This window comes from Sphingomonas sp. CBMAI 2297, assembly GCF_029870595.1.
In the GTDB taxonomy this organism is placed as follows: domain Bacteria; phylum Pseudomonadota; class Alphaproteobacteria; order Sphingomonadales; family Sphingomonadaceae; genus Sphingomonas.
Genome location: NZ_JAPDIR010000004.1, coordinates 224566 through 241578, shown reverse-complemented (window position 1 = coordinate 241578; position 17013 = coordinate 224566). Strand labels below are relative to the sequence as shown.

At 68.8% G+C, this 17013-nt stretch carries 15 protein-coding genes; 6 read left to right on the top strand and 9 right to left on the bottom strand.

Translation table 11 applies throughout. The features are described 5' to 3' along the window. Positions 1-44: 44 nt before the first annotated feature. Positions 45-1085, bottom strand: a complete 1041-nt coding sequence (locus tag OMP43_RS08070) for an alpha/beta hydrolase-fold protein (RefSeq protein ID WP_280279196.1) — start codon at positions 1083-1085, stop codon at positions 45-47. Between the two features lie 93 nt (positions 1086-1178). Between OMP43_RS08070 and OMP43_RS08065 the strand changes: the two genes are divergently transcribed. Further along, positions 1179-2552, top strand: a complete 1374-nt coding sequence (locus OMP43_RS08065) for an MFS transporter (RefSeq protein WP_280279195.1) — start codon at positions 1179-1181, stop codon at positions 2550-2552. Here the strand turns inward: OMP43_RS08065 and tpiA are convergent. Continuing rightward, the gene (gene tpiA / locus OMP43_RS08060) at positions 2524-3276 is read right to left on the bottom strand and encodes a triose-phosphate isomerase (protein ID WP_280279194.1); all 753 of its coding nucleotides are present in this window, start codon (positions 3274-3276) and stop codon (positions 2524-2526) included. The genes OMP43_RS08065 and tpiA overlap by 29 nt on opposite strands. 121 nt (positions 3277-3397) lie before the next feature. On the opposite strand from tpiA, the gene OMP43_RS08055 reads away from it, so the two are divergent. Both OMP43_RS08055 and trpE read left to right on the top strand, forming a co-directional pair. Then, entirely contained in the window at positions 3398-5332 is a 1935-nt protein-coding gene (locus OMP43_RS08055; protein WP_280279193.1) for a peptidylprolyl isomerase, read from the top strand. Between the two features lie 7 nt (positions 5333-5339). Next, positions 5340-6824, top strand: a complete 1485-nt coding sequence (trpE, locus tag OMP43_RS08050) for an anthranilate synthase component I (RefSeq protein WP_280279290.1) — start codon at positions 5340-5342, stop codon at positions 6822-6824. 141 nt (positions 6825-6965) lie between these two features. Here the strand turns inward: trpE and OMP43_RS08045 are convergent, their stop codons facing one another. Beyond that, a complete protein-coding gene (locus OMP43_RS08045) occupies positions 6966-7874 on the bottom strand; it encodes a hypothetical protein (protein ID WP_280279192.1) in 909 nt (302 codons plus the stop codon). Beyond that, on the bottom strand, positions 7874-9277 hold the full coding sequence (locus OMP43_RS08040) for a serine hydrolase domain-containing protein (RefSeq protein WP_280279191.1): 1404 nt from the start codon (positions 9275-9277) through the stop codon (positions 7874-7876). Before OMP43_RS08040 ends, OMP43_RS08045 begins: the two co-directional genes overlap by 1 nt. A 278-nt stretch (positions 9278-9555) precedes the next feature. Between OMP43_RS08040 and OMP43_RS08035 the strand changes: the two genes are divergently transcribed. Beyond that, positions 9556-9831: a hypothetical protein gene (locus tag OMP43_RS08035; protein ID WP_280279190.1), complete on the top strand. Its 276-nt coding sequence runs from the start codon at positions 9556-9558 to the stop codon at positions 9829-9831. A 45-nt stretch (positions 9832-9876) separates the two neighbouring features. Here OMP43_RS08035 and rimO read toward each other — a convergent pair whose 3' ends face one another. Both rimO and OMP43_RS08025 read right to left on the bottom strand, forming a co-directional pair. Next, the gene (gene rimO / locus OMP43_RS08030; protein ID WP_280279189.1) at positions 9877-11208 is read right to left on the bottom strand and encodes a 30S ribosomal protein S12 methylthiotransferase RimO; all 1332 of its coding nucleotides are present in this window, start codon (positions 11206-11208) and stop codon (positions 9877-9879) included. 80 nt (positions 11209-11288) lie between these two features. Then, complete coding sequence (locus OMP43_RS08025; RefSeq protein ID WP_280279289.1) at positions 11289-11636, bottom strand: DMT family protein; 348 nt, start codon at positions 11634-11636, stop codon at positions 11289-11291. A 44-nt stretch (positions 11637-11680) separates the two neighbouring features. On the opposite strand from OMP43_RS08025, the gene OMP43_RS08020 reads away from it, so the two are divergent. Then, entirely contained in the window at positions 11681-12442 is a 762-nt protein-coding gene (locus OMP43_RS08020) for an AAC(3) family N-acetyltransferase (protein WP_280279188.1), read from the top strand. A gap of 517 nt (positions 12443-12959) precedes the next feature. Here OMP43_RS08020 and OMP43_RS08015 read toward each other — a convergent pair. From OMP43_RS08015 to serS, 3 genes are all read right to left on the bottom strand, one after another. Next, a complete protein-coding gene (locus OMP43_RS08015) occupies positions 12960-13946 on the bottom strand; it encodes a potassium channel family protein (protein ID WP_280279187.1) in 987 nt (328 codons plus the stop codon). Between the two features lie 20 nt (positions 13947-13966). Further along, positions 13967-15082 carry a peptidoglycan DD-metalloendopeptidase family protein gene (locus OMP43_RS08010; protein WP_280279288.1) on the bottom strand — a complete coding sequence of 372 codons (1116 nt, stop codon included), beginning with the start codon at positions 15080-15082 and terminating at the stop codon, positions 13967-13969. An 85-nt stretch (positions 15083-15167) separates the two neighbouring features. Beyond that, positions 15168-16472 carry a serine--tRNA ligase gene (gene serS, locus OMP43_RS08005; protein WP_280279186.1) on the bottom strand — a complete coding sequence of 435 codons (1305 nt, stop codon included), beginning with the start codon at positions 16470-16472 and terminating at the stop codon, positions 15168-15170. 89 nt (positions 16473-16561) lie between these two features. Here serS and OMP43_RS08000 point away from each other — a divergent pair, with 89 nt between their 5' ends. Then, on the top strand, positions 16562-17005 hold the full coding sequence (locus OMP43_RS08000; RefSeq protein ID WP_280279185.1) for a host attachment family protein: 444 nt from the start codon (positions 16562-16564) through the stop codon (positions 17003-17005). The last annotated feature ends 8 nt before the right edge of the window (positions 17006-17013 follow it).

The window sequence follows — 17013 nt, the reverse complement described above, 5'->3', positions numbered from 1 at the left end:
TCTCGGCTCCCCTCCCTTGCAGGGAGGGGAGCAGACAGGTTGCGCTAGAACACCAGCTTCCGCGCGAAGAAGGGCAGCATCTCCATGTAGATGCGCCCGTCCTCGCCCCAGTGCCGCTCTCCCCAGCCGCCGCGATATTCCTCGGCTTCATAGGGCACGCCGAACGCATCGAGCGTGTGGGTAAAGGCCTGGAGCGAGACGATATGGTCGGGATTGGCGTCCCCTCGCGCCCAGTCGAACATGAAGCCGCGCAGGCGCCTGAGATTGTCGGCATGCGCCGGCACCTGGCGCTCGAGGAAGAAGCTGGCGTTGAGCCGCTCGGTCAGCGCCGCATCCACTTCCAGCCCGCCGTCCTTCAGCCGCGCCGGCGGATCGAAGAACAGCGGCGGGCGTGCCGGATCGGGCAGATGCGCCTGGAAGATCGAGGTGAAGATCAGCGAGAAGCCGTCGCCGCGCAGATCGTCGATTCCCCTGGCGTCCTGGAGCAGCCGCCAATTGGGCCGCGAGAACATCGTCTGCAGCCCCGGCCCCATGCCGATCGGATGGAGCGCATAGACCGCGCCGAAGACCTCGGGATGGCGCATCGCCAGGCGGATCGCGCCGTGCCCGCCCATGCGGTCGCCCGCAATCCCGCGCGAAGCCGGCGAAGCCAGGGTGCGGTAGCGCGCATCCACCCAGGCAATGAGCTCGCGGGACAGGAAATCCTCCCAATTCCCGGTCGCCGGCGAGTTGACGTACCAGGAGCCGCCCGCCGGCGTGGTGCAGTCGACCGTCACGACGATCACGCCGCCGATCACGCCGCGCGCGATTGCCCGGTCGAACAGCGCCTGCGCCCCGTTGTTCGACCAGGGCGCCCGATCGTCCTCGAAGAAATTGCCGAGATAATAGACCACCGGGAAGCGCTTCGCGCGGTTCGCGGCATAGCCGTCGGGCAGATAGACGGTGACGCCGCGCGCGCTCGGCAATCCGGCGGCGTTGCCCCTCAGGCTGGCGGCGTCGATCCGGCCGTGATCGAGCGTGCTCGCGGCAGCGGCGGGCGTGGCGACCAGGGCGAGCAGGCAGGCGAACCAGGCGAGAAGCGGCATCGAACCCTCCCGTGAACCGCGCGCATGCTATGCGGATGGCGGCACGGCACAAGCCCGCTCCACCAGGACGGTGCGATCTGCTACGGAAGCGCCATGCAGGCCAGGCATCCCAACCTCATTCTCACCGCCTGCATCCTGGCCTCCAGCCTCGCCTTCATCGACGGATCGGTGACCAATGTGGCGCTGCCGGCGATCGGGGCGGACCTGCGCGCCACGCCCGCCGAGCTGCAATGGACGATCAACGCCTATATGCTGCCGCTCTCGGCCCTGCTGCTGATCGGCGGCGCGGCGGGGGATCATTTCGGGCGGCGCCGGCTGCTGGTGCTCGGCATCGGCATGTTCACGCTCGCTTCGATCGCCTGCGCCGTGGCGGCGGACCTCACCCTGCTGCTCGCCGCCCGCGCCGCGCAGGGCATCGGCGCGGCGATCCTGCTGCCCAACAGCCTCGCCACGCTCGGCCATGCCTTTACCGGCGAGGCGCGCGGCAAGGCGATCGGCACCTGGGCCGGAGTCGGCGCGATCGCGGGCGCGGTCGGCCCGCCGCTCGGCGGCTGGCTGGTCGACGCGATCGGCTGGCGCGCGATCTTCTATGTCAACGTGCCGGTGGCGCTCGCCGCGATCTTCATCGCGATGCGCTATGTCGAGGAAAGCGCCGAGGGCGACTTGCCGCTCGATCTGCCCGGCGCCGCCGCCGCGACGCTGGCGCTGGGCGCGATCACCTGGGCGCTCACGCTCTGGTCGAGCCACCACGCGCTGGACGCGCCGGTGGCGATCGGCCTCGCCACCGGCGCGCTCGCCATCGGCCTGTTCCTGTGGATCGAGCATGCGCGCGGCGACCGGGCGATGATGCCGGTGGCGATGTTCGGCTCGCGCGCCTTTGCCGGGCTCACCCTGCTCACCTTCCTGCTCTACGGCGCGCTGGGCGGGGTGCTGCTGCTGCTCCCCTATGTCCTCATCCAGGCCGGCGGCTATTCGGCGCTCCACGCCGGATTCGCGCTGCTGCCGATGCCGCTCGGCATGGGGATCGCCAGCCGGGTGATGGGCAAGGTGACCGCGCGGGTGGGCCCGCGCTGGCCGCTCACCATCGGCCCGCTGATCGTCGCGATCGGCTTCGCGCTGCTGCTGCGGGTCGATGCGGACGCGCCCTATTGGAGCTCGGTATTCCCCGGCGCGCTCGCCATCGCGATCGGCATGGCGAGCGTCGCCGCGCCGCTCACCACGGCAGTGCTCGCCTCGGTCGACGAGACGCATACCGGCACCGCGTCGGGCTTCAACAGCGCGATCGCCCGCACCGGCGGGCTGATCGCCACCGCGATCGCCGGCGCGGTGATCGCGGCCGCCGGCGCGGGGCTGATCAGCGCCTTCCACATGGGTGCGCTGGTCGGCGCCGCCGCGGCCGCGCTCTCGGGCGTGACCGCGTATCTTACCCTGGGTGAAGTCAGGAAACCGACGCAGCCCCCCGAATGATCGGCACGAACTTCTCGGCGGTGAGGCTCGCGCCGCCGACCAGCGCGCCGTCGACATTGTCGAGGGCAAGGATCTGCGCGGCATTGGCCCCGGTCACCGATCCGCCATAGAGGATGCGGATGCCGTCGGCCTTGGCCTCGCCGATCATCATGCGCAGCTTGGCGCGCAGGATCGCGTGCATCGAGGCGATCTCGTCGGGCGTCGGCGTCTTGCCGGTGCCGATCGCCCAGCGCGGCTCATAGGCGAGCGTCAGCCAGCTCGGATCGGCATCGTCGGGCAGCGATTTCTCGATCTGCGACTGGACGATGCGCTCGGCCCGCCCCGCCGCGCGCTCGGCCTCCAGCTCGCCGCAGCACAGGATGACCCCCAGGCCGTGCCGATGCGCGGCGGCGGCCTTCATATAGGCATCGTGGCTGGTCTCGTGCTGGTCGCCGCGGCGCTCGCTATGGCCGACGATGGTGAGGGTGGCTCCTTCCTCCACCAGCATCGGCGCGGAGATGCAGCCGGTATGCGCGCCCTGATCGGCCTCGTGCAGGTCCTGCGCCCCGATCGGCAGGCCGCCCGCGACCTGGGCCGCCGGGTGAATCAGCGTGAACGGCACGCACAGCGCCACGTCCACCGCCGGTGCCGCCGCGGCCGCCGCCGCGATCGCCTCGACCTCGGGCAGCTGCGCGCGCAGCCCATGCATCTTCCAGTTCCCGGCCACCAGCTTGCGGCGCATCACCCAACCTCCCGTTTTGATTATTTCACTCGCGGATAGCAGGCGCGGGCGTTCGCACAAGCTTGATGGCGGCGGATGAGCGCCCTAAAGCACCGGGAAACGCGTCTCCAACGATCGGCCCTTCATGCTCAGCTTCTTCCGCAATTTCACCAAGTCGCGCTACGGCCTGATCGCGGTGTTCCTTTTCCTCGGCCTCATCGCCATCGCCTTTGCCGCCGGCGACATCACCGGCATCCGCAACTCGGGCGGCGGCGCGACGAGCAGCACGCTGGCCACGGTGGGCGGCGAGAAGATCAGCGACACCGATGTGAAGGACCGGATCGACCGGTTCATCCGCAACCTCCAGCGCGAGGGCCAGAGCGTCACGATGGCGCAGTTCCTCGCGCAGGGCGGGCTCGACATCGCGATCGACGAGATGATCAACCAGGCCGCGCTGGTGGAATTCGCCAAGAAATCGGGCATGCAGGTCTCGAAGAAGCTGATCGACACCGAGATCGCCAGCAACCCCTCCTTCGCCGGCATCGACGGCAAGTTCAGCCAGCAGGCGTTCGAGAAGCTGCTCGCCGACAATCGCCTGGCTCCCGCTCTCTTCCGCGAGAGCATGATGCGGGAGCGGTTCGGCACCTGGCTGGTCAACCGGGCGACGATCGGCACCGATATTCCGAACGGCGTGGTCGCGCCCTATGCCTCGCTGCTGCTCGAGCGCCGTGCCGGTGTCGTCGGCATGGTCAACACCGCCCAGATGGATCCGGGCGCCGATCCCGACGACAAGACGCTGAACGCCTATTATGTCAGCCACCGCGCCCGCTATCTGGTGCCCCAGCGCCGCATCGTCCGCTACGCGACGGTGATGCCGGACCAGATCCGCGCCCAGCAGACCGCGACCGAGGCCGAGATCGCCGATGCCTACAAGAAGGCCGGCGCCCGCTTCGCCGCGACCGAGAAGCGCGGCGTGCGCCAGCTGGTCGTGCTCGACCAGGCAACCGCCAACCGGATCGCCGGCGAAGTGAAGGGCGGCAAGGCGCTGACCGCCGCCGCGCAGGCCGCCGGCCTCGAGCCGAGCAATTTCGAAGGCATCCAGAAGGCCGAGCTCGGCCGCCAGACCACCGCCGCGATCGCGGATGCCGCCTTCGCCGCGGCGCAGGGCGGCATCGTCGGCCCGATCAAGTCGCAGCTCGGCTGGCACATCCTGGTCGTCGAAAAGATCGAGAAGGTCGCCGCCAAGTCGCTCGACCAGGCGCGCGAGGAGCTTTCGACCGAGATCACCCAGCGCAAGACGGCGCAGGCGCTGGCGGACACCCGCCAGAAGATCGAGGACGGCGTGGGCGACGGCAAGAACTTCGCCGAGCTGCTGGCCGATGCCAAGCTGACCGCGCAGGTCACTCCGGCGCTCGCCGCGGGCGGCACCGATCCGGACAATGAAGCCTATAAGCCCGATCCCGCGATGGTCGCGATCATGCGCGGCGGCTTCGCCATGGAGAATCCGGACGACGATTCGCAGATCGTGCAGATCTCGCCCGAGGGCGGCTTCGCGATCGTGAAGCTCGACCGGATCGTCCCCGCCGCGCCGCGGCCGCTCGCCGGCATCCGCGACAAGGTGAAGGGCGACTATCTGACCGACAAGGCGCTGGAAAAGGCAAAGGCCGTCGCCACCGCGGTCGTCGCCGCGCTCAACAAGGGCGTGCCGATGGAAAAGGCCCTGGCCGATGCCGGCGCCAAGGGGCCGGCGCCCAAGCCGTTCGACTTCAAGCGCCAGGAAATCGCGCAGAAGGAAAATTTCATCAAGATGGCCTTCAGCATGCAGCCGAAGACCGCCCGCATGCTCGACGCGCCCAACCGCGACGGCTTCTACATCGTGTATCTCGGCACGGTGGAGCCGCATGACGCATCGGGCGATGCCATGGCGATGGCCGGCATGCGCAGCGCGCTGCAGCAGCAGATCCCGGCGGAATATGCCCGCGAGTTCATCCGCGCGATCCGCGGCGACATGAAGGTCACCCGCAACGAGGCGGCGATCGCCCGCCTGCGCGCGGACCTGACCCGCCAGGGCGTGCGCTGAGCCGGTGATCGAGGGCATCGAAGCCGCCCGCGCGGCGCTCGCCGCCGGGCGGCCGGCGCTGCTCTGGCGGCGCCAGATCGCGGATACCGAGACGCCGGTTGCCGCCGCGCTCAAGCTCATCGAGCCCGGCCGGGGCGATTTCCTGCTCGAATCGGTCGAGGGCGGATCGGTGCGCGGGCGCCACAGCCTGATCGGACTGGCGCCCGACCTCGTCTTCCGCGCCACCGGCAACGAAGCGGCGATCAATGCCGAATGGCTGACCGACCGGCACGCTTTCCGGCCCTGCGCCGAGCCCGCGCTCGACGCCTTGCGCGGGCTTGCCGCGCGCTGCCGCACCGAAGTGCCGCCCGAGCTGCCGCGCGCGCTCGCCTGCCTGGTCGGCTATTTCAGCTACGAGACGGTGGGCCTGGTCGAGAAGCTGCCGCGCCCGCCCGAGAACCCGATCAGCGTGCCGGACATGATGTTCGTGCGCCCCACCGTGGTGCTGGTGTTCGACCGGCTCGCCGATGCGCTGTTCCTGGTCGCTCCGGTCTGGCCGGACGGAGACGTGGACCTGGCGGCCGAGCGGATCGATGCGGTGGCTGCGCAGCTCGCCGGCGCGGCGCTCCCCGCTCCAGTGCGCGCCGAGCCCGAGGAAGTGCGGCTCACCCCGGTGCTGCGTCCGGGCCGCTATGGCGAGATGGTCGCCGCGGCGAAGGAATATATCTCGGCGGGCGACATCTTCCAGGTGGTGCTCGCCCAGCGTTTCACCACGCCCTTCGCGCTGCCGCCCTTCGAGCTCTATCGCGCGCTGCGCCGGATCAATCCCTCGCCCTTCCTCTATCATCTCGACCTGCCGGGCTTCGCGCTCACCGGATCGAGCCCGGAGATCCTCGTGCGGGTGCGCGACGGCGAAGTGACGATCCGGCCGATCGCCGGCACGCGCCCCCGCGGCAAGACCGCGGCGGAGGACGAAGAGAACCGCGCCAGCCTGCTCGCCGATCCCAAGGAACGCGCCGAGCATCTGATGCTGCTCGACCTGGGCCGCAACGATGTCGGCCGGGTGGCCGAGGCAGGCAGCGTGCGGGTGACCGACAGCTACACGGTCGAGTTCTACAGCCACGTCATGCACATCGTCTCGAACGTGGTCGGCAAGCTGGCGCCGGGCAAGGACGCGCTCGATGCGCTGTTCGCCGGCTTCCCGGCGGGCACGGTGAGCGGCGCGCCCAAGGTGCGGGCCTGCGAGATCATTGCCGAGCTGGAGCCCGAGACACGCGGCCCCTATGCCGGCGGCGTCGGCTATTTCTCGCCCGACGGATCGATGGACAGCTGCATCGTGCTCCGTACCGCGCTGGTGAAGGACGGCACGATGCACGTCCAGGCCGGCGCCGGCATCGTCGCGGACAGCGATCCGGCATACGAGCAGCGCGAATGCGAGGCCAAGGCGGGCGCCTTGTTCGCGGCGGCGCGCGAGGCGGTCCGCCAGGCCGGCGAGGCGGGGTTCGGGCAGTAGCTCCCCCGATCCCCCTTCGGGCGGCGCGACGGAGCGAGCGCCTCCGCGACCTGGGATTTCGGCATTCGGCTTCCTTCCCTCGCCGCCGCGAGTGGAGGGAATAGAGCTGAGCGTCGATACGGCCCAGGTGACCGCCGGCGTTCAGCGCAGTGCCTTCACTCCCGGCGCGCACAGGGCGATCGCGCGGTCGATCATGAAGCCGAGCCGGTCGCGCGCCTGGGCGAGCTCGGCGGGATCCAGCCCGCGGTCGAGTGTCTCGAAGTTGAGATAGGCGAGCCCGTGCAGCACGGCATAGTTGGAGAGCGAGCCGTCGCTGGTCACCACGCGCTCCTGCACGACGTTGAAATCCGCGCCGACCATCGCGTCGCGGCAAAAGGCGGCGCCGGGCGGATCCCTGGCGAGGAAGGTGGCGAAGGCGACGGTGTCGTCATCGTCGAACGGCCAGGCCTTCGATAGCGAGGGGCTCGGGATCAGCGTGTCGTCGCAATAGCGGATCGAGATGATCCCGCTGCCCTCCTGATCCCCCTTGTTGCAGCGCGAGCCGGCCGTTTCGAAGCCCTTGGCGTTGGTGTGGAGCGCGATGATCGGCCAGGCGCCATGCGCGAGATCGGCCAGGACGTTGCGTGCATAGCCGGGGAGCGCGGTGTCGAAATTGCGATTGGGGTCGATCGGCCTGCCATAGTCCACCGCCTCGTTCAGCCGCTTGCCGTCGCTGCCGGGCGAGATGCCGGAGTCGATCGCGATCAGCACGCCGCCATATTTCCGCACGGCCATCAGCCCGGCCTCGAACCCGGCATTCTCATTGTCGTGCGGCACGAAGAAGAGCGGCCCCCGGGGGCGCTCCGCATTGGCGATGCGCCACAGGCGCCAGCGGGCCCGCTCCTCGCGGAATTCCACGGCCGAGACGGCCAGTCCCCGCCATTCCGCCGGGTCGCGGTGCCGGGCGAAATCGTCGTCCCGCACGCTCAGCGGATCGACTGGCCGCACCGTTGCGGCGTCGGGCGGGCTGGCGGTGAACAATAGGGCGGCAACCAGGGCGGGAAGGCGCATCAGTCCCTCGGCTGGACCAGGAACTGCTCGAACTTCCCTTCCTTGCCCGGCTCGGCATAGGTGATGGCGATCAGCTTGCGGCCATCGGCATAGACGATGTCGTAGTTGCGGTTGACGAAGCCGCCGCGCAGCCGCGGCTTGCCGCGCGCGGTGAAGCTCGCCGGATCGCCCAGCGGGGCGAGGCTGGCGTGATAGTCCCCGGTCGCCTGGGCGGTGAAATAATAGCTGGCGTCCTCGGTGAGCTGCGACCGGTCGAGCGTGCCGGCGCGGAGTTGGTCGAACAGCTTGCGCGCGAGCTGGTCGCGATAGAGGTCCTCCGAGATGACGGGAGCGGGCTGGGGGACGGGATAGAGGAGATCGGTGATCCCGCCGGTGATCGCGTCCTGCGCGCCGCCGAAATCGGCATTGACCAAGGCGACCACGGCGAAGCGCTTGCCGGGCATCACGAAATTGTCGGAGAGGAAGCCCACCGCCTCGCCGCCATGCGCGACGGTCTTGTCACCCGCGCGATTGCCGAGCGACACGCCGAGGCCATAATGGGTATCGCTGCCGTTGGTGAGCTTGATCGCGGTTTCCTGCGTCGCCCAGTCCTCGGGGCTCAGGATCTTGCGGTCGATCCGGGCGATGTCCCATTTGGCAAGGTCGCTGGCCGACATGGCCAGCTCGCCCGCCGCCCATAGCCAGCCATGCGCCGCCGGCCGGGCCGCGCGGACGGGGCCGAGCGCGAAGCGGTGGTTGCCCTGGGGGAAACCCTTGCCCACCGCATAGTCCTGATCCATCGCGTCGATGCCGAGCGGCTTGAAGATCTTCTTCTGGAGATAGTCGAGCAGCTTCATGCCCGAGGCCTTCTCGATGATCATGCCGGCGACGACATAGCCGGTGTTCGAATATTGCCAGGCGGTGCCGGGCTCGAAATCGAGCGGCTTCTTCGCCCAGCGATCGAGGATCTGCCGCGGCGTCACCGGCTTCTCCATCGCGGCGAAGTCATAATCCTGCGGCCAATAGTCCTGGATGCCGGCGGTGTGGCTGAGCAGCTGGCGGATGCTGATCCGGTCCGCGCCCGTGATGTCCGGCACCCATTTCGACACCTTGTCGTCGAGGCCGAGCTTGCCCTCGTCCTCGAGCAGCAGGATCGCCGCGGCGGTGAATTGCTTGGAGATCGAGGCGATCTGGTATTTCGCCGCCGGGCTGGTCGCCTTCATGCCCGGGCCCTGATCGCCATAGGCCTTGGCGAAGACGATCCGACCGTCGCGCACGATCGCGACCGAGGCCGAGGGCACGCCCGACGATTTGAGCGCATCGGCGACGATGGTGTCGACCCTGGCGGTCTCGTCGGCGGAGAGCTGCTGCGCGGCGGCGGGGGTGGCGATGAGAAGGGCGGCGGCGAGGGCGGGTCGGAACATGGGGCCTCCGGAGCGTGGTCGCGCAAGCTTAGGCCAGCCTGCCGTTTCCGTCATCTTTCCGTTTGGCGCGCGCGCCATGCGCACCCGGCATGGAATCGGCTAAGTATCGTCACATGTTGCGCCGAAACGGTGTAATTGCCTGTTAGTAACATCGGAGATCGCCTCCCGGTAATGCAAAATCTAATATGTTCTACTTGAAGTAGATAGCTGTTATGATCGCAGCGGGGTTGCAGCATATACGAAGCATTTTACTCACCTCGATTGAGAGGGGAATTGCCATGTTATTTGCATTTGCAGCGATGATGGGGTGGTGTGGCACCAAATGGCCGGGCTGGTGGCGCTGGCCACGGCCGCCACATCCGGATCCCGAGCCCTGGTGGCGGCTGGTCGACGGCATTCTCGGCGCGGCGGGCGGCGTGATCGCCGTCAATCTGTTCGAGCCGATGCTGCGCGATCAGGGGCTGATCACCACCGGCCTGACCGCGTTCTTCGGCGGCCTCGCCGTCGCGACCGTCGTCGAGTCGGTGATGGGGCTGAACGCCAAGGCGCGCTGAGCTCTAGGGGGCGGGCGGTGCCCCCGCGGCACCGCCTTGCTCGCGTCAGGCCAGCGGCACGCCATAGAGGTCGTGCTCGTCCGCGTCCTCGATCTCGACCCGCACGATATCGCCCTGGCGAAGATGCCCCGCGTCGCGCAGGAACACTTCGCCGTCGATCTCCGGCGCATCGGCCTGGCTGCGGCCGGTGGCGCCGCCTTCCTCACCGACCTCGTCGATGATCACTTCGAGCGTGCGGCCGATCCTGGCCTGGAGCTTGGCCGCGCTGATCGCCGCGGTCTTCTCCATGATCCGGGCATAGCGTTCTTCCTTGACTTCCTCGGGCACCGCGCCGGGCAGGTCGTTGGCGGCGGCGCCTTCGACCGGCTCGAAGCGGAACGCGCCGACCCGGTCGAGCTGGGCCTCGTCGAGCCAGTCGAGCAGATACTGGAAATCCGCCTCGGTCTCACCGGGAAAGCCGACGACGAAGGTCGAGCGGATCGTCAGGTCCGGCGCGATCGCGCGCCAGTTGCGCAGCCGCTCGAGCACCTTGGCCTCATTGGCCGGGCGCTTCATCGAACGGAGCACCGACGGGCTGGCATGCTGGAACGGAATGTCGAGATAGGGGAGGACCAGCCCCTCGGCCATCAGCGGGATGACCTGGTCGACATGGGGATAGGGATAGACATAGTGCAGCCGCACCCAGGGGGCGATCCTGCCGAGCTCGCGGGCGAGATCGGTCATGTGGGGGATGACTTCCTGGCCCTTCCACATCCGCGGCTCCTTGCGGATGTCGACGCCGTAAGCCGAAGTGTCCTGGCTGATGACCAGCAGCTCCTTCGTCCCGGCCTCCACCAGCTTCTCCGCCTCGCGCAGGATCGCGTCGGGGCGGCGGCTTACCAGGTCGCCGCGCAGCGCCGGGATGATGCAGAAGGCGCAGCGATGGTTGCAGCCCTCGGAGATCTTCAGATAGCTGTAGTGGCGCGGCGTGAGCTTCAGGCCCGCGTCCGGCACCAGGTTGACGAAGGGCGAGGGCGGCATCGGCGCCGCCTCGTGCACCGCGCCGACCACTTCCTCATATTGATGCGCGCCGGTGACGGCGAGCACATTGGGGAAGCGGGCGCGGATCGTCTCGGCTTCCTTGCCCATGCAGCCGGTGACGATCACCCGGCCATTCTCGGCGATCGCCTCGCCGATCGCCTCGAGCGATTCTTCCTTGGCGCTGTCCAGAAAGCCACAGGTGTTGACGAGCACGACGTCGGCGCCGGCATAGTCGGGCGACATCGCATAGCCGTCGCTGCGCAGCTTGGTGAGGATCCGCTCGCTGTCGACAAGGTTCTTGGGACAGCCGAGCGACACCATGCCCACGCGGGGCGCCTCGGGGAGTTTGGTTGCCATGATTGGCGGGCGACATAGGGATTTTCGCCGAAAAAGCTAGGCCGATGCTTTCGGGGAGCGATTCGGCCGGTGCCGCGGGGTCAGCCGGGCGCGCGGAAGATGAACCAGGCACCCGCCGCGATCAGCGTGAAGCCGATCAGGTGATTCACCGTGATCCTCTGGCCGAGATAGAGGATCGAGAAGCCGACGAACACGGTGAGGGTGATCACTTCCTGCATCGCCTTGAGCTGCGCCGCCGAATAGACCGCGCTGCCCCAGCGATTGGCCGGCACCGCCAGGCAATATTCGACGAAGGCGATGCTCCAGCTCGCCAGGATGACGAGCAGCAGCGGCGCCTGCTTGAACTTCAGATGCCCGTACCAGGCGAAGGTCATGAACACGTTCGAGCCGATCAGCAGCAGGATCGGCAGAAGGCGGGCAAGGAGCATTTCGGACATGGCGCGACCATGGCCGGGATGGCATCAGGGTCAAGATGGAGACGATTTCCCAAGAGAAGCTGCGCGCCCAGCTGCGCGAGCTGGGCGTGCGCGAAGGCGGCGTGCTGCTCGTCCATATGAGCTATCGCGCCGTCCGCCCGGTCGCGGGCGGGCCCGAGGGGCTGATCGAAGCGCTCACCGCGGTGCTGGGGCCGGAGGGCACGCTCGCCATGCCCTCGGCGACCGGCGACGACGATGCGCCCTTCGATCCGGCGGCCACGCCCAATCGCGACGATCTGGGCATCGTCGCCGACCTGTTCTGGCGCATGCCCGGGGTATTGCGCAGCGCGCATTTCGACGCGGTCTCGGCGCGCGGCCCCAGGGCCGAATGGATCACCGGCGGCCCCTTCGTGCTGCCGCCCGCCGCGCCGGACAGCGCGATCGACCGTATCCGCCGGGCCGGCGGGCAGGTGCTGCTGCTCGGCATCGGCCATCACGCCAACACCATGCTGCACCTGGCCGAACTGGTCGGCGGCGCGCCCTATCGCAGCGACTTCCACTATATCGATGCCGGCGGCGCCGAGGTGCATTATGGCGAGAATGACAGCTGCTGCGAGAAGTTCGAGCTGGCCAATGCCTGGCTGAGCGCGGCGGGCCTGCTGCGCGAGGGCAGGGTCGGCCATGCCGAGGCCCGGCTGATGGACGCCGAGGATCTGGTGCGGATCGCCGCCGAGAAGGTCCGTGCCGATCCGCTGCTGTTCCTGCACGGCGCCGAGGAAGGCTGCGAGGAGTGCGACGAGGCGCGGGAGAGCCTTTGAGCTTCGGCATCAGGCTCGTCGCAAGGCGGCCCGGATGCCCTACATCTTGCGCCGGATCCGCTCGACAAAGGTCCCGAAGGTCGTACCCTGCGCCGATTTCGGCGCGGGCTTGTTTTCCCTATCTTCCCGGCAATGCCAGCCATCTCGTAACATCCTTGCGCGAGCGCGATCCTATCTTTCCAACAGGGTCAAAGAGCCGCCGAGGCACGACCACGGCTGTGTGAGCCCAGCAGGCGAAATCCTACATTGCAAGCTGTGGCTGCCAGGGGGGGCGGGCATGTGGCTTGGGTTGAGGACTCATATCCCTCTCTCGTCATCCCTGCGCAGGCGGGGATCCAGGGTAGTCGCGGGACAGCGATGCCACCGGGTGAGCCGCTCTCCGGGGAGCCCAGGGCTTGATCGCGCGCAATCCGCCCGTGGTCCTGGATCCCCGCCTGCGCGGGGATGACGGTGGAGAATGGCTGGGATGAGCTAGAGAATGGCCGGGGCGGCGGCGGCGAGCCTGAGGCTCCCCGTCCTATCCCGTCACGATCTCCAGGATCGTGTCCCCGGACTGCAGCGCCTGTGCCTCGGGCGCCTTGTGGCCATGGGGCGCGCCGCCGCGATAGATGCGCACGCCCAGCCCGGTCGCGATCGCCGATAGCGGCTTGCCGATTTCCTCCGGCCGCACCTTGCGCTCGGCAAGCTCGACCGTGCCGTGGATCGAGGCGAGGTCGGTCAGATAGTCGGCGAGGTGGCGGCCCTGGCACGAGCTGGCCAGCAGCAGCCCGGCGAAGCTCACCGGGTTCACCACCGTCGTCGCGCCCGCTGCCCGTGCCGGGAGCTCATTGTCCTCGTTGCGCACGATCACGCTGATCGGGACGCCGGCCGCCAGGTGCCGCGCGGTAAGGGTGATCAGGATCGACGTGTCGTCGCGGCCGGCGCAGACGATCATCGATTCGGCGCTCGTGATGTGCACGTCCTGGAGCACCTGGTCGCGCGTCGCGTCCGCCTGCAGGACGATGCAGCCGCGTTCCTCGGCACGGGCGATATTGGCCTCGTTCTGGTCGATCACCACGATGCTGCCCGGCTGGCGGCCGCGCGCGATCAGCTCGTCGACGGTCTCCGAGCCGGTGGTGCCGTATCCCGCCACGATGATGTGCCCCGAAAGGGTCCGCTGGATCACTGCCATACGCCATTTTTCCCAGGTGCGCTTGAGCACGAAATTATAGGCGGTGCCGAGGAAGAGCAGCACCACGAAGATGCGGATCGGCGTGACGACGAACGCGTCGAACATCCGCGCCGAATTGCTCACCGGCACGATGTCGCCATAGCCGGTCGTGGTTATCGAGATCGACGTGAAATAGAGGATGTCGAGGAAGCTGACCTGCCCGTCCGCCGAATCCTTCAGCCCGTCGCGCTCGATCCAATGGACGCCCACCGCCAGCGCGAGCAGGGCCAGCACCGCCAGCACGCGCCATCCGATCGAGGCCCAGACGGGCAGGCTCGACTTGCGCTTCAGCATGGAGGACGGCCTGAGCGCCATCAGCGCGCGGGCAGCCTCGGCAGCGGATCGACGGGATTGCGGCCCTGACGGATCTCGAAATGGAGCTCGGGGCGGTCCGCAAAGCCCGAATTGCCGGATAGCGCGATCATCTGGCCCTTCTTCACTGCCTGGCCGCGCTGCACGAGCAGCTGGCCGGCATGACCATAGACGGTCGTCCAGCCATCGCCATGGCGAAGGATCACCAGGCCGCCCAGCGCCGGGATGTCCGAGCCGACATAGGCGACCACGCCGTCCGCCGCGGCGAGCACGGGCGTGTCGAGCGGCACGGCGATCTTGATGCCGTCATTGCGCTCCCCGCTTGCCCCCGGGCCGAAGTGCCGGATCACATTGCCCCGAAGCGGCCATTGGAAACCGCCCGCGAGCCGTGCCGGCGCCGCCACCGGGGTGGTGGGCGCCAGCACGCGCGCGGAGGAAGCGGTCGGCTGGGCCGGCCTGGCCTTCTCGGCAATGGCGGGCTGGCCGCCGGTGACGATATCGTCGACGCCCAGATCGAGATGGAAGCGCGCGGCGCGCTGCTCGATCGTCTCGGGCCGGCCCGAGGGCGAAGCGGTGTCGGGGATCAGCAGCCGCTGGCCGGTGCGCAGGATGTACGGCTCCTCCAGATCGTTGACCGCGATGATTCGCGACCAGTCGACCCCATAGGCGATGGCGATGGCGATGCCGGTCTCGCCGTCGCGGACCAGGTGATAGCGGCCGCCCGGGATCGTCAGCTTCTGGCCGACGCGGATCACGAAGGGCGAGGGGATGTTGTTGGCGCGCGCGATCGCTTCCGATCCGGCGCCGGTCTTCACCGAGATCGAACGCAGCGAGTCGCCGGGCTGGACGGTGTAGCTGCTGCCCGCCACGACTCGCGAATCCGCCTGCACCTTGCGCGCCTGCCAGGCGGGCGGCGGGGCGGGGAGGCGGCGGACGTCCTGCTCGTTGCCGAGCGCGGGGCGCTCCCATCCGTCCTGCTCCGGCTGGGAGCGCGGGCGACGGTCCTGCCGCTGCGTGGGCGGGGCATCATAACCCCGATCGCGATAGCCGCCGCCGGTCTGCGGAATGCAGGCGGCCAGCATCAGCAGCGCCACCGGCGCCATCGGCCTTGCCCCCATCATCCCGACCCCCAAATTAACCATATCCGGTCATACCATATCGCGCATTTCCGCGCGCGTCAGGTACGTCTGAATGCGGAGGTGCTCAGTTTGCCGGTTCGAGCCGGTTCAGCCCCTTGAGATAGGGCTTGAGCGCCTCGGGGATCGCCACCGATCCGTCTTCCTGCTGGTAGTTCTCCAGCACGGCGACGAGCGTGCGGCCCACCGCCAGGCCGGAGCCGTTGAGCGTGTGGACGAAGCGGGTCGGGCTTTTGGAGGATCCGGCACCGCCGGCCGGCTCGCCCGCGGGCCGGTAGCGCGCGTTCATCCGGCGCGCCTGGAAATCGCCGCAGGTCGAGCAGGACGAGATCTCGCGATAGCGGCCCTGGCCGGGCAGCCACACTTCCAGGTCATAGGTGCGCGCCGCGGTGAAGCCCATGTCGCCGGTGCACAGCTTCATGCGGCGGAAGGGCAGGCCGAGCGCGGTCAGGATGCCCTCGGCGCACCCGGTCATGCGCTCATGCTCCGCCTCGCTCTGCTCGGGCGTGGTGATCGAGACCATCTCGACCTTCTCGAACTGGTGCTGGCGGATGAAGCCGCGCGTGTCGCGGCCCGCGGCGCCGGCTTCCGAGCGGAAACAGGCGGTGAGCGCAGTGAAGCGCAGCGGCAGTTCCTCCTCGGCGAGGATCTGCTCGCGCACGATATTGGTCAGCGAGACCTCGGCGGTGGGGATCAGCCAGCGGCCGTCGGTGGTCCGGAACAGGTCCTCGGCGAACTTGGGCAGCTGGCCCGTGCCGAATACCGCCTCGTCGCGCACCAGCAGCGGCGGGACGGTCTGCTCATAGCCCTGGGCCTCCAGCGTATCGAGCATGAACTGGCCGAGCGCGCGGTGCAGCCTGGCGGCGGCGCCGCGCACCAGCGTGAAGCGCGCGCCGGAGAGCATCGCGCCCGTCTCGAAATCCAGGCCGAGCGCCGGGCCGATCGCGTCATGCTCCTTCGCCGCGAAGGCGAGGACGGTCGGCGCGCCGACCGCGGCCATCAGGGCATTGTCGTCCTCGTCCGCGCCCTGGGGCACGTCGTCATAGGGAAGGTTGGGCAGGCTGGCGAGCCGGGCCTCCAGCGCCTCGCCGGCTTCCTTCTCCTCGGCCTCGAGCGCGGGCAGGCGCTCCTTGAGGCCGGCTACTTCGGCCATCAGCGCCGCCGCGGCCGCTTCGTCCTTCGCCGCCTTGGCCGCGCCGATCGCCTTGGAGGCTTCGTTGCGGCGGGCCAGGCCGGCCTGCACTTCGGTGATCAGCGCGCGCCGCTTCTCGTCCAGGGCGACGAGCGTGGCCGCCTGCGGCTCCAGTCCGCGCTTCGCCAGGCCGGCGTCGAAGGCAGCGGGATTCTCTCGGATGGCGCGGATGTCGTGCATGCCGGGCGTATGACCGGGCTCCCGCCCGGGCGCAACCCTGGCGCGCGTGGCGGCGTTCAATGTGGCAGGATCAACGAAGGAGACAGGATATGCGGGTTCCCCATGATGCGATCGTTCTGGTTGCCGATGGTCGCAAGCTGCTGATGCTGCGCAACGAGGGCGACGGGCTGCGCCCGAACCTGCAGGTGGAGCGCAAGGAGGAGCAGGAGAACCCGGCCAATGGCGCGCAGGCGAGCGATGCGCCCGGCCGCTCCTTCCAGAGCGTCGGCGCGCGGCGCAGCGCCTATGAGGAGACCGATTTCCACCAGCTCGAGGAGGATCGCTTCGCGGCCGACGCCGCGGCCCTGCTCAAGGCGCGGGCGCTGCGCAACGAGTTCGAATCGCTGATCATTGTCGCTCCGCCGCGCACGCTGGGCGAGCTCCGCAAACATTATCACAAGGAAGTGAGCGACCGCCTGCGGGCCGAGATCGCCAAGGACCTGACCCGCCACACGGTGCCGCAGATCGAGGAAGCGCTGATCAACGCCGAATAGGGCGGGCG